We start from the raw sequence: 12,382 nt of genomic DNA on the forward strand, positions 1-12,382 counted from the left end.
ATTTCCTGTAGCGTTGCCCACAACTACCCTTAACTCAAATACTTAAGCGCCAAAGCGAAAGGCATCATGAGCACACCGATCAAACGGCTAGAAATCATTAAAAATGCCATTGAACTGGAAGATGACGACATCATCCAGAGCCAGCTGACACGGCTGAAGAATGAAGCGTTTGACGATGAGCTACAGGCAATCGTCGTGGCGCTTGAGCAGAAGAACTACACCGCCGCCATCAGGGCCATTACCGCCTGGCTGCAGGGCCAGCGCGCCATCACTCCGTGGCGCGACCCGCAAGTGGCAGCCAGCAAGCTGGAGCTGAAGGCGCTGGAAGAGCGTCTGCGCGATCTCATTGACCGCCGCAACGCGCGGGTGCAGCAGCTTGATGAGTTCAACGATCTCTATTTCTCTCGTCTGGGTCCACTGATGCAGCAAATCCTCGCTCTGCGTAAAACGCTGGCAGAGCTCAACCTGCGTCGTCAGCAGGCGGAAGCGCGTCGTCGCGAGGAAGATTACCGTCGCTGCCAGCGCTATATGGCGCAGGCGGTGGAGGTGCTGGCGACGCTCACCCAGCGCTGGCGCGATCTCCCGGCCGACTCCGTGCAGGCGGCTGAGGCGCGCAAGCATCTGGAGCAGCAAAGTAATCTGATTGCTAATCTGCTGGCCGAGGCGCTGGAGCTGGAGAGCGGCTTAACGCGCGAAGAGGAGCCTGCTCGCCAGGCGCGTGACGAAGCCAACGAAGAGTACGAGAAGTATCGCGAGCAACATCACGATGTCGAAATGCGGCTGCGCAAAGGGAAGCACCTCTCTGAAGAAGATCAGAACGAACTCAAGCGTCTCTGGCGACAGGCGAGCAAACTCTGTCATCCGGACCTGGTGGCGGACGACCTGAAAGAGGAAGCCAACGCGATGATGGTGCAGCTCAACCAGGCCAAACAGCGTGGCGACGTCAAGGCTATTCGCTCGCTGGTCGCCCGCCTGCAGCAGGGCTTCGAGCCGCTGATGGCCAGCGACAGGCTGAACGATCTGGAACGTATCCGCAAAAAAATGGCGCAGGTACGCGAGCAAATCGACACCTTAGTGAACGAGCTGGCGGAGCTGGAGAAAGAAGAGTCCTGGCTGCTGGTGTCGTCGCTGAGCAATATGGAGGCGTACTTTGCTCAGCAGGAGAAAGCCCTGCACGAGGTTCGCGCCTCGCTCGAACACCAGGTGAACGAAGCGCAGATGGATTCAGCAGCCTGATTATTTAGCGTGCCAGTAGGCGCTGGCACGCACCAACTGTTGATCAATCGCGTCAGTGTCAAACTGACGGCTCAGGCTTTTTACTACCTTTCCTTCCCCGGTCAGCCAGATAAAGTACTCTTCCGCCGGAACGGTCAACGCCGCCAGACGATCCGCCACCGCCTGCTCGCTGTGGCCCACTACCCAGGTGATGTCGACGTCGCTCAGGTGCGCCAGATAGTCCTTATATGCGTCGTTCCCGACCGTTACTACCGCGTGAATTTCCGGGCGAACCGGCAGTTTAGCAAGACTCTCTAAGCGTCGACGTAGCGCAGGCATGCCGGATTCATCACACACGTACAGTTGCCAGGCGTAATCTTCCGGCACCACCAGCGAACCGCGCGGCCCACCAATGGTCAACGTGTCCCCCGCTTTCGCCTCAACCGCCCAGTTGCTGGCAATGCCGCCGTCATGAATGAAGAAATCGAGCACCAGTTCATGGCGAGACTCATCATACAGCGGCGTATAGTCGCGCGTCTGCGGACGCACGCCGTCGCCCCAGTCGATGCCTTCATCAGTCACCACGGGCGGCACAAACACCGCCCCCGGTGCCGGGAAAAAGACTTTGGTGTGGTCGTCGAAGCCGCGGGAGCTAAACCCCTCCAGCGCCTCGCCACCTAATACAACGCGCTGGAAACCCGCGCTCACGCGTTCCACGCGGAGCACCGTCAGCTCGCGAAAACGCAGGTCATTACGAACACGCTGTGGGTAACGGGTAGATGCCATTTTTAGCCCCTTCTCTGATGAATACGATATATCTAAATTAATTTTTAAATGATAATGATTACTAATCAGTAAAAAAGCAAGATCTTTTAGATTGCATCTGAATATATCTTAGATATAGTTTAGATATATCAAATTGAAGGAATTACTATGCGACACGAACATGATGGCGGCGGACGCCGACCGCGCTTTTTCGGCCACGGCGATCTGCGGCTGGTGATTCTGGATATCCTGACCCGCAATGCGAGCCACGGCTATGAGCTGATCAAAGAGATTGAGAACCTGACCCAGGGTAATTACACCCCGAGCCCTGGGGTGATCTACCCGACGCTGGATTATCTGCAGGATCAGACCTTTATCACCATTACGGAAGAAGAGAACGGCAGAAAGCGAATTGCGATTACCGTGACGGGCCAGCAGTGGCTGGATGAGAACCAGGAACAGCTTGAGCACATACAGGCACGCATCAAAGCGCGTTCTGTCGGCTTCCAGCTGCGCAAAAACCCGCAGATGAAGCGGGCGCTGGATAACTTTAAAGCGGTGTTAGACCTGAAGGTGAATCAGGGAGAGCTCAGCGACGCGCAGCTTAAGCAGATTATCGGCGTCATTGACCGCGCGGCGCTCGAGATCTCCCAGCTGGATTAAGCCGGAGCGTGTTCGCTCACGCGGAAGACGCGTACCAGCTCTTTCAGGTGCATCGCCTGTTCGTTAAGCGATGCCGCCGCGGCGACGGACTCCTCCACCAGCGCGGAGTTCTGCTGGGTGGTGGCATCAATCAGGCCAATCGCGCTGTTAATCTGCGAGATCCCTTCCGTCTGCTCATGGCTGGCCTGGCGGATCTCACGCAGGATGACGTCCATCTCTTCCACGTTGCCCACCATCCCGTTGATCAGCGCGCTCGCTTTTTCCACCAGGTTCATGCCGTCCTGGGTCTGACTGGTGGAGCTCTCAATAAGCTCACGGATTTCGCTGGCCGACGACGCGCTCTTCTGGGCAAGCTGGCGCACCTCACCGGCCACCACCGCAAAGCCACGACCGTGCTCACCGGCGCGCGCTGCTTCCACGGCCGCGTTCAGCGCCAGAATGTTGGTCTGAAAAGCAATGGCGTCGATCAGGTCGATAATGTCGGACATCCGGTTCGACGTCTCGTTAATCAGGCGCATTTTGCTGGTCACCTGCTTCATCATCTCACCGTTGTTTTTGACCACCGTGGCAGCATCTGCCGAGAGGTTGGTCGCTTCGCCAGTGTGCGAGGCGGTGTTTTTCACCGTCGCGGTGATCTGCTCCATCGAGGCTGCTGTCTGTTCAACGGAACTTGCCTGCTCTTCCGTGCGCGCGGCGAGATCCTGGTTACCCGCAACGATCTGCGCGGCTGCGCTGGAGATATTCTCCGAGCCGGTTTGCACCTGCTGCACAATGTCCAGCAGACGGTTTTTCATCTCCATCAACGCATGCAGCAGTAAGCCCGTTTCGTCTTTGCCGTGCGGCGTGATGCTGCCCGTCAGATCGCCCTCTGAAATGGCCTTCGCAAAATTCACCGCCTCGCCGAGCGGACGGGTGATAGCGCGCACGACAAACCAGCCGATCAGGCTGCCTGCCGCGACGCTAAAGAGGGTGATGAGGATCAGCAGCAGTCGGTTAGACCTGAAATCCCCTTCTACCTGCGCGCCTGCACTTTGCATCTCGCTGTTTTGAATGGCAATCAGCTCCTTCACTTTCGCTTTATAAGCCTGCTGCACGGCAAGGGTGGTGGTCATCATCTCTTGAATGGCACCCGCACGATTGTTGTTCTGCACCGCCTGCAGGATGCGATAGCGCGAGTCCAGATACTGCTGGCGCACGCTACGGATATCCGCCAGCACCTGCTGAGACTTTTCATCCTGCAACGCGTTGTTCAGCTCGCCCAGGATCACCGTGATGTGCTCGCTGATCTCTTTCAGGTGCTGCTGAGATTGCCCCGTGTAAGTTCCCTGCTCGTCCAGCAGCATCAGCTGTTGAGTGCTAATAAATTCCTGGAAGTTATCGATTAACTGGTTCGCTTTTACCGTGGTCGGATAATCACGGGTAATAATGGATTGCATCCCATTATTTGCCCGGTTCAGACTCAGCAGAGACAGGCTCGCGCTGATTGCCATCAGGACAATAAAGAACCCAAACGCCAGAAATAATTTCGTGCCGATCTTTACGTCATGTAAGAACATATTTACTCCATCGATGTGATTATTTCTCAGACGATCGCTGTTATCGGTAATGAATTCGCTAACTTTATGACTTTGATCGTTTTTTTATTTCATAACCATCACAATGGATAGGCAGAGACTATTAATTTCGTCTCATCGATCGTTACCAGACCACCAGAAGCGTGTTTTGCAAAACAGCATCATGGGAAACTGACTTAGGCAGGAATAAATAACTGAGGTACTTTTTTTAGTTATTTAATATTATATTAACAATAAAGCACATTAATAGTCACAAGCAGCCATAAAAAAGCCGTTTATTCCTTACGGAATAAACGGCTTTTCCGGAACTTTACTGACTCAATGGAGCACGGTTACCGCATCCTTCAGACGCCCGGCACGGTGTTTCACCATGGCAGAAATGTGCGCGCTCTCCTCGACCAGGTCGGCATTTTTCTGCGTGATACTGTCCAGCTCGGCCACCGCACGGGTTAATTCTGAGAGCCCGGTGGCCTGCTCGGAGGTGGAGTGACTGATCTGAGCGATAAGCTGCGTCACGTTTTTCACCTGCTCGACAATGTCATCCATCGTGCGGCCGGCGGCGTGCACCTGCTCGGAGCCGGACTGCACTTTGCTGGCGCTGGCATCAATGAGTTTACGAATATCGTTAGCCGCACTGGCGCTGCGGCTGGCGAGATGGCGGACTTCGCCCGCGACCACGGCAAACCCTTTCCCCTGCTCACCCGCCCGTGCCGCTTCAACTGCCGCATTGAGCGCCAGGATATTGGTCTGGAAAGCGATGTCGTTTATCAGGGAGGTAATCGAGCCAATTCGCTGCGTGCTGTCGGCGATGTCATCCATGGTTTTGACCACGGTCTGCATCACATTGCCGCCCTTCGTCGCCGCACTGCTCGCGGCAACGGAGAGTTTATCCACCTCGGCGGCAGTTTCAGAGTTGCTCTGCACGGACGCGGCCATCTGGTTCATCGTTGCGACGGTCTGCTGCACATTCGCTACCGTCTGACGCGTACGATCGTTCAGATCTTCATTACCCCGGGCCAGCCTGTCGCTGCCGTCACGCACGCTCACCACCTGGCTCGAGACGTCGTTGATCAACCAGCGGCACATCAGCCCAAGCTGGCCTATCGCGCGCAGGGTCAGCCCCAGCTCGTCACTGCGGTTCAGATGCTGTACGCTGTTGCGCTCCCCGGTAGCCACCCTCAGGGCCTGTCGCGCCACGTTTTCGACCGGACGCACAATCTGTTGCTCAAACAGCAGCGTCCCCAGAAGCATGACCACAGCAGCCGCAACGAGCGGCATCCACCCTGCGGAGGTGGCGACCAGCGTGGCGGCGAGGACGGCAAAAAGCACCGCCATTACGCTACGCACCCGCCAGCGCAGCGGCATGGCCGGCAGTTTACCCAGCCAGCCCTTTCCCACCACCAGTCCTTTATGAATACGTTTCTTACAGCTGCCGTCATTCAGCGCGCGGTAGAGCGGCTCCACGGTGGCTATCTCTTCCGCCGTGGCTTTGGTGCGGATCGACATATAGCCCGTCACCTTCCCGTGACGCACCATTGGCACCGCATTCGCGCGCACCCAGTAGTGGTCACCGTTTTTGCGCCGATTTTTGACAATCCCGCTCCACGGTTCCCCCTGTTGCAGGGTGTACCACATATCGGCAAAGGCGGCTTTTGGCATATCAGGGTGGCGCACCATATTGTGCGGCTGGCCCGTCAGCTCATCAAGCGGGTAACCGCTCACCTGCACAAACGTGTCGTTGGCGTGGGTAATGTAGCTGTGGATGTCTGTGGTAGACATTAAGGTGGTGTCATCGTCCAGAGGATATTCATTCTGGGTGACATAGGTTGGAGAGGACATTGTGAGCATCCCTTGCAGGTTATTTGAATGTTAAATTTGTGGGTAATTGTTTTTTCGGCGGTAACCAATTTATCTTTAGTTGTTAAACTTGATGGAGATCGCAGATTTCACTTAAACCGCACTTTTTGTGAGAATTTATAATTCATTGATTTGAAATACTTTCTCTTGGAAATTACCTGCAAAGCATGACCTGTTAACGCCCGCTTAAGTGGCATGCATTGCACTCCTTTCGTGCAATTGCGCTTTTATGCCCCGTCCTGCACGTGCTGTGCCTTATCGCTAAATCCCGTTTCGGTTGTATCGGCATGATTAAATATTGTGCAACATTATTTTAACCTGGCGTTTATCCCGATTTTCGTTAAGTCCTCTGAAGTGGCGTAATCCCTGCAATACTTAAACCAGTATCATGTGATACGCGATCCCCGGGAGCATATTTTGAACAGGTTACCTTCCAGCGCCTCGGCTCTTGCCTGTACTGCGCACGCATTGAATCTCATAGAGAAGCAAACGCTTGATCATGAGGAGATGAAACAACTTAACCGAGAGGTCATCGATTACTTTAAAGAGCACGTCAATCCAGGATTTCTGGAGTATCGCAAATCTGTTACCGCCGGCGGGGATTACGGAGCCGTAGAGTGGCAAGCGGGAAGTCTGAACACGCTTGTCGACACCCAGGGACAGGAGTTTATCGATTGCCTTGGTGGTTTTGGTATCTTCAACGTGGGGCACCGTAATCCAGTTGTGGTTTCCGCCGTACAGAATCAACTTGCGAAACAACCTCTCCATAGCCAGGAACTGCTCGACCCGCTTCGCGCCATGCTCGCGAAAACGCTGGCGGCCTTAACGCCCGGCAAACTGAAATACAGCTTCTTTAGTAACAGCGGCACGGAATCGGTCGAAGCGGCGATTAAACTCGCCAAAGCGTACCAGTCGCCGCGTGGGAAATTCACCTTCATTGCCACCAGCGGCGCGTTCCACGGTAAATCCCTGGGCGCACTGTCGGCGACCGCTAAATCCACCTTCCGCAAGCCGTTTATGCCGCTGCTGCCGGGCTTCCGCCACGTGCCGTTCGGCGACGTTAACGCCATGCGCACCGCGCTGAGTGAATGCCGTAAAACCGGCGATGACGTGGCGGCGGTGATCCTGGAGCCGATTCAGGGCGAAGGCGGCGTGATCCTGCCTCCGCAGGGCTATTTGCCTGCCGTGCGTCAGCTGTGCGATGAGTTTGGCGCCCTGCTGATCCTCGACGAAGTCCAGACCGGAATGGGACGCACCGGCAAGATGTTTGCCTGCGAGCACGAGAACGTTCAGCCAGACATTCTGTGTCTGGCGAAAGCGCTCGGCGGCGGCGTGATGCCGATTGGTGCTACGGTAGCCACCGAGGAGGTATTTTCGGTGCTGTTCGACAACCCGTTCCTGCATACCACGACCTTTGGCGGTAACCCGCTGGCCTGTGCGGCGGCGCTGGCGACCATCAACGTGCTGCTGGAACAAAACCTGCCTGCGCAGGCGGAGCAGAAAGGCGACATGCTGCTGGATGGCTTCCGCCAGCTGGGCCGGGAATATCCGGATCTGGTGCAAGATGCACGCGGCAGAGGATTATTGATGGCGATTGAGTTTGTCGACAACGAAATCGGCTATAGCTTCGCGAGCGAGATGTTCCGCCAGCGGGTACTGGTGGCCGGAACGCTCAACAACTCGAAAACCATCCGTATTGAACCGCCGCTGACGCTGACGATTGAGCAGTGCGAGCAGGTGCTGAAAGCGGCACGTAAAGCGCTGGCAGCACTGCGTGTGAGCGTGGAAGAGGCGTAAAAAGCGCCGGGTGACGCTACGCTTACCCAGCCTAAGCAAGCCCGGTAAGCGTTAGCGCCGCCGGGCAGTTTTTTACCGGTGAAACTCCGCCACCGTCATAGTGAAGCGAAGCACGGTATCGCCTTCATTCCCGTAGCCGTGTGCGGCTTCCGTTTTCGCTACCGCCGACGCGCCAGCCTCGACCTGCGTCACCGTCTCGCCCACCGTCAGCGACAATGCCCCCTCGTTCACATGTAGCAGTTCACATGTGCCTGCAGGGTGCCCCGGTGAAGAGAAGTGTTCCCCCGGCTGCATCTCCCACTGCCACAGTTCAATCATGTCCGGGCCCGCGGTACCCGCCAGAAATCTGGCAGAACCGCCCTTTGCGCCCTGCCACAGAACCGGGATGGCCTGTTTTTCAATAACATGCACGACCGGTTCGCTGGAGACGTTAACAATATCAGCCACGGAAACGCCCAGCGCGGCAGCCAGTTTGCACAGGATAGCGATACTGGGATTGGCGGCCCCCTTTTCGATTTCCACCAGCATGCCTTTGCTGACGCTGGCGCGGCGGGATAGCTCATCCAGCGACAATTTTTTATCTTTACGCCAGTTGCGGATGCGGTTCGCCACGGCCAGGCTTACCTGGGCAACATCGGCCCCCTGCTCAGTCATTATATTGACTTTATCAGTCATTGGTCACTACCATGGTATAAAACAGTCAATACAGGATTATTTATGTCTCTCGTTACGCCGTCAATAGACCCGCGTCTTGCCGGGATTGCCCCGGGCTTTCGGGCGCTGAGCATTCTGGTTGAAGCCGCACAGATTACCCATCCAGAAGTTGCCCCCGCCGCGCTGACGCAGGCTTGCCAGCAGGTGTTGAATGATGATGTACCGTGGGCACAAGCGCATCTCGCTGCCTGGGATGAGGTATTTAAAAACTTTGGCGCGAAGCCAAAACGTACCCCCTGCTCGGCCTCCGCACTGCGAAAGCGGGTGCTTAAAGACGGTTCGCTACCTTCACTCGACCCGGTGGTGGACATCTATAATGCGGTCAGTATTCGCTACGCCATTCCGGTAGGGGGCGAGAATCTCGCGGCCTATTCCGGTGCGCCGCGCCTGACGCTGTCCGAGGGCAATGAACCCTTTGACACCCTGAAAGAGGGCCAGCCGGTGGTGGAATACCCGGATGCTGGCGAGGTCATCTGGCGAGACGATATGGGCGTCACCTGTCGTCGCTGGAACTGGCGACAAGGGATACGCACCCGTCTTGATAGCCAGGCGCAGACCATGTGGTTTATTCTCGAAAGTCTGCCAACGATGCCGTCAGGTGCGCTCGAAGAAGCGGGCGAGGAGCTGGTCAGCAATCTGCAACGATTAATGCCAGGCGCAACGGCTCAGGTTCAACTGCTGGAACTGTAAGAGGACAACACGATGTTTCACGGGTTAAGTGCGTTTCCGTTAACGCCCCTGAAAGAGGGGAAGTTTGACGAGCAGGCCTTTATCAACCTGCTGCGCCCCCTGATCGACGCGGGGGTGGATTCGCTGGGTATTCTGGGTTCAACGGGCAGCTATGCCTACCTCACGGTTGAGGAGCGCACGCATATTACCCGCTGCGCGGTGGAACATGCCAATGACATTCCGGTCATGGTCAGTATTGGCGCACTGAGACTGGATGACATTCTGCGTCTGGCTGAGCACGCGCAGAAGGCGGGAGCATCCAGCGTGCTGATGGCACCGGTGTCGTACCAGCGTTTGACGACGGACGAGGTCTATTCGCTATATGAGACGGTAACTCGCCAGCTCTCCGTCCCGCTGTGCGTTTATGATAATCCCGCCACCACCGGGTTTGAGTTTAGCGACGAGCTGATGTTTGCCGTGGCGGCGCTGCCCAATATTGGCTCGGTGAAAATGGGCCACATGCCGGAGGATGTGTCGCAGGTGCGGGCGCGTCTTCCGAAGACGGTCACGCTGGGGATAAGCGGCGACTGGCGGGCAGCATCCGCCCTGCAGGCCGGGTTTGACGTCTGGTATTCCGTCGTCGGCGGGCTGTTCCCTCAGGCGGCACTGGCAATTGCGCACTCGAAAGACAGCATGGAATCAGAACGTCTGGAGCCACTGTGGGCGCTGTTCCGCCGTTACGGCAGCGTGCGGGTGATGGCAGCGGCAGCCGAGATGATGGGAAAAGTGGAGGCACCGGCGCTCCCCTTCCCACTGCAGGCGATTCAGGGTGAGCCGCGCGAGGCGCTTGCTGCGATCCTGGCGGATCTGAAGCTGGCCTGAAAAATGCCGGGTGGCGCTAGCGCTTACCCGGCCTACAAAGCCTTCACTACGTTTTCTACTCCGGCAACAACCCCACAAAACTGCGTTTTTTGCGCGGCTCCGACATCAGGTCCTCAAGCTTATCCACGCACGCCAGATAGTGCGGCGTCTGCTTATGCGCCAGCACCGCCGCTTCGTCTTTATAGGCTTCGTAGATAAAGAACCGGGTTTTCACCCTCGGATCCTGCAGGACGTCAAAACGCAGGTTTCCCGGCTCCTTAATCGCCCCTTCATGGTTGGCGCGAAACACCGTCAGAAACTCGTCCACCCGCTCGGGTTTGATGTTGATCTCAACTAACGTCACGTTCATTTTGCTTCTCCCTGTTTCTCTTCCTGCCAGAACTGGAACGCTTCACGGGCGCTCATGTTCTCGTGAACCACTTTTTTCACTGCCTTCAGCATGGCGAGCGGCGCGCTGGACTGGAAGATATTGCGCCCCATGTCCACACCGGATGCGCCCTGGTCAATCGCGCGCCAGCACATCTCCAGCGCCTCGTGCTCCGGCAGCTTTTTGCCGCCGGCGATGACGATCGGCACCGGGCAGCTGGCGGTGACTTTTTCAAAGCCCTCATCCACATAATAGGTTTTGACGAACTGCGCCCCCATTTCGGCGGCAATGCGGCTGGCAAGTGAGAAATACCGCGCGTCGCGCGCCATCTCTTTCCCCACCCCTGTCACCGCGAGGGTTGGCATTCCGTAGCGGGCACCGGCGTCGACAAGCTTGATGATGTTGTTGATCGACTGATGCTCGAACTCGCTGCCAATGTAGACCTGTGCTGCGACCGCACAGACGTTCAGCCGGAGCGCATCTTCCATTGCCACCGCCACGCACTCGTTGGACAATTCGCCCAGGATTGAGTTACCGCCGGAGGCGCGCAGCACAACCGGTTTGTTGGTGGCCGCAGGCACGGTGCTCCGCAGGATACCGCGGGTACACATCAGCACATCGGTTTCGCCAAACAGCGGCGCAATGGAGAGATCGATACGCTCAAGGCCGGTGGTCGGCCCCTGGAAATAACCGTGGTCAAAGGCCAGCATCACCGTGCGGTTGCTTTGCGGGTTGAAGATGCGCGAAAGCCTGGACTGCATCCCCCAGTCCAGCGAACCACAGCCCTTCAGGGTAAACGGCACATTTTGCTGTGGCGTGCCGATGCCAAAATCCTTCCCGTCTTTGATGTCGTCTAAATCAGCCATTTGTTCCCCCGTCAGAAATCGTATTTGTTGATGTTCTCTTTAGTGAACACCACGCGTTCCGGCAGCAGCACGATGCCGTTACCTTTCGCCTCATACTGGTAGCCCTGCACGCTGTTCGGTTCGACCTTCAGCGTACCGATCTCTTTCACGTCCACGCTGTCGCCAACGTTAAGATCGCCTTTTTTCAGTAAACGATCGGCGACATTGACCGCAATTTTGCCCTGTTGCACCACGTCCCACAGGCCGAAGGCTTTTACCGTGCCGCGCTCCACGTATGGACGCATGACGTTTGGCGTGCTGAACCCGACAATCGCCACCCCTTCCCGCTTCAGGTTTTCTGCTGCCTGCGCAGCGGCTGGCAGGGCGTTGGCATCCGGGGCGATGATCGCATCCAGATCCGGATACGCTTTTAAGATCCCCTCGGCGGTTTGCAGGGATTTGGTGGCATCGTTATAGCCAAACTGAGTGGTCACAATCTGCCACTGAGGATGATCTTTCTCGATTTTAGCCTTCGCCTCTTTCACCCACTGGTTCTGGTCGGTGACCGTTGGGCTGGAGTAGAAGAATGCCACTTTGGCATTCGGTTTGGTGACCTGCTTGCCCGCCATCTCCACCAGCAGGCCGCCGAGCTGTTCCGGCGTCCCCTGGTTGATATATATGCTGCGGCACTCCGGTTTGGTGTCGGAATCCCAGGTCAGCACTTTGACGCCGCGCTGCATCGCGCGTTTTAAGGCCGGGCAGAGGCCGTCCGGCGACACGGCAGAGACGATAATCGCGTTGTAGCCCTGGTTAACGAAGTTGTTGATGAGCTGCACCTGGCCGGAAACGCTCGGCTCGGTTGGACCGTCATAGGTGACGTCCACGCCGAGGTCTTTCCCCGCCTCTTTCGCACCGTTGCCGCCGCTGGTGAAGAAGCCAACCCCCACCAGTTTCGGGATAAAGGCAATCCGATCCGCCGCCTGCGCCGAGGCGAAGCTGAGGGCCATTGCCAGGACTATCAGTTTTGTTTTCAT

12 protein-coding genes are annotated in these 12,382 nt (G+C 56.8%); 5 read left to right on the plus strand and 7 right to left on the minus strand.

Features of this window, described 5'->3' with window-relative positions:
* Window positions 1-66 precede the first annotated feature (66 nt).
* Window positions 67-1,236 carry a molecular chaperone DnaJ gene (locus ACOTXR_RS05700; RefSeq protein ID WP_023331343.1) on the plus strand — a complete coding sequence of 390 codons (1,170 nt, stop codon included), beginning with the start codon at window positions 67-69 and terminating at the stop codon, window positions 1,234-1,236.
* Here the strand turns inward: ACOTXR_RS05700 and ACOTXR_RS05705 are convergent, their stop codons facing one another.
* Entirely contained in the window at window positions 1,237-2,001 is a 765-nt protein-coding gene (locus ACOTXR_RS05705) for a siderophore-interacting protein (protein ID WP_023331344.1), read from the minus strand.
* Window positions 2,002-2,148: 147 nt separating this feature from the next.
* Between ACOTXR_RS05705 and ACOTXR_RS05710 the strand changes: the two genes are divergently transcribed.
* On the plus strand, window positions 2,149-2,643 hold the full coding sequence (locus ACOTXR_RS05710; protein WP_014885300.1) for a PadR family transcriptional regulator: 495 nt from the start codon (window positions 2,149-2,151) through the stop codon (window positions 2,641-2,643).
* Here ACOTXR_RS05710 and ACOTXR_RS05715 read toward each other — a convergent pair.
* A complete protein-coding gene (locus tag ACOTXR_RS05715) occupies window positions 2,640-4,199 on the minus strand; it encodes a methyl-accepting chemotaxis protein (RefSeq protein ID WP_058690916.1) in 1,560 nt (519 codons plus the stop codon). The two genes, ACOTXR_RS05710 and ACOTXR_RS05715, sit on opposite strands and share 4 nt — an antisense overlap.
* 336 nt (window positions 4,200-4,535) lie before the next feature.
* Window positions 4,536-6,056 (minus strand): methyl-accepting chemotaxis protein, encoded by a 1,521-nt coding sequence (locus tag ACOTXR_RS05720; protein ID WP_222834712.1) that lies wholly within the window; start codon window positions 6,054-6,056, stop codon window positions 4,536-4,538.
* A gap of 435 nt (window positions 6,057-6,491) precedes the next feature.
* On the opposite strand from ACOTXR_RS05720, the gene ygjG reads away from it, so the two are divergent.
* Window positions 6,492-7,871 (plus strand): putrescine aminotransferase, encoded by a 1,380-nt coding sequence (gene ygjG / locus ACOTXR_RS05725; RefSeq protein ID WP_032635487.1) that lies wholly within the window; start codon window positions 6,492-6,494, stop codon window positions 7,869-7,871.
* Between the two features lie 72 nt (window positions 7,872-7,943).
* Here ygjG and ACOTXR_RS05730 read toward each other — a convergent pair whose 3' ends face one another.
* The gene (locus ACOTXR_RS05730; protein ID WP_421767001.1) at window positions 7,944-8,546 is read right to left on the minus strand and encodes a helix-turn-helix domain-containing protein; all 603 of its coding nucleotides are present in this window, start codon (window positions 8,544-8,546) and stop codon (window positions 7,944-7,946) included.
* Window positions 8,547-8,588: 42 nt separating this feature from the next.
* Between ACOTXR_RS05730 and ACOTXR_RS05735 the strand changes: the two genes are divergently transcribed.
* Both ACOTXR_RS05735 and ACOTXR_RS05740 read left to right on the plus strand, forming a co-directional pair.
* On the plus strand, window positions 8,589-9,275 hold the full coding sequence (locus tag ACOTXR_RS05735) for a B3/4 domain-containing protein (RefSeq protein ID WP_058690913.1): 687 nt from the start codon (window positions 8,589-8,591) through the stop codon (window positions 9,273-9,275).
* 12 nt (window positions 9,276-9,287) lie between these two features.
* Window positions 9,288-10,136: a dihydrodipicolinate synthase family protein gene (locus tag ACOTXR_RS05740; protein WP_023331349.1), complete on the plus strand. Its 849-nt coding sequence runs from the start codon at window positions 9,288-9,290 to the stop codon at window positions 10,134-10,136.
* Between the two features lie 55 nt (window positions 10,137-10,191).
* Here the strand turns inward: ACOTXR_RS05740 and lsrG are convergent, their stop codons facing one another.
* Genes lsrG through lsrB form a run of 3 tightly spaced genes read right to left on the minus strand, consistent with a single transcriptional unit; the run spans window position 10,192 to window position 12,382 of the window.
* Window positions 10,192-10,485: a (4S)-4-hydroxy-5-phosphonooxypentane-2,3-dione isomerase gene (lsrG, locus tag ACOTXR_RS05745; RefSeq protein ID WP_023331350.1), complete on the minus strand. Its 294-nt coding sequence runs from the start codon at window positions 10,483-10,485 to the stop codon at window positions 10,192-10,194.
* Window positions 10,482-11,369: a 3-hydroxy-5-phosphonooxypentane-2,4-dione thiolase gene (gene lsrF / locus ACOTXR_RS05750; protein ID WP_014885309.1), complete on the minus strand. Its 888-nt coding sequence runs from the start codon at window positions 11,367-11,369 to the stop codon at window positions 10,482-10,484. The genes lsrG and lsrF overlap by 4 nt, the downstream gene beginning before the upstream one ends.
* 11 nt (window positions 11,370-11,380) lie before the next feature.
* Entirely contained in the window at window positions 11,381-12,382 is a 1,002-nt protein-coding gene (gene lsrB, locus ACOTXR_RS05755) for an autoinducer 2 ABC transporter substrate-binding protein LsrB (RefSeq protein ID WP_014885310.1), read from the minus strand.

The organism is Enterobacter cloacae complex sp. IR53030 (genome assembly GCF_049238365.1).
Taxonomy (GTDB): domain Bacteria; phylum Pseudomonadota; class Gammaproteobacteria; order Enterobacterales; family Enterobacteriaceae; genus Enterobacter; species Enterobacter kobei.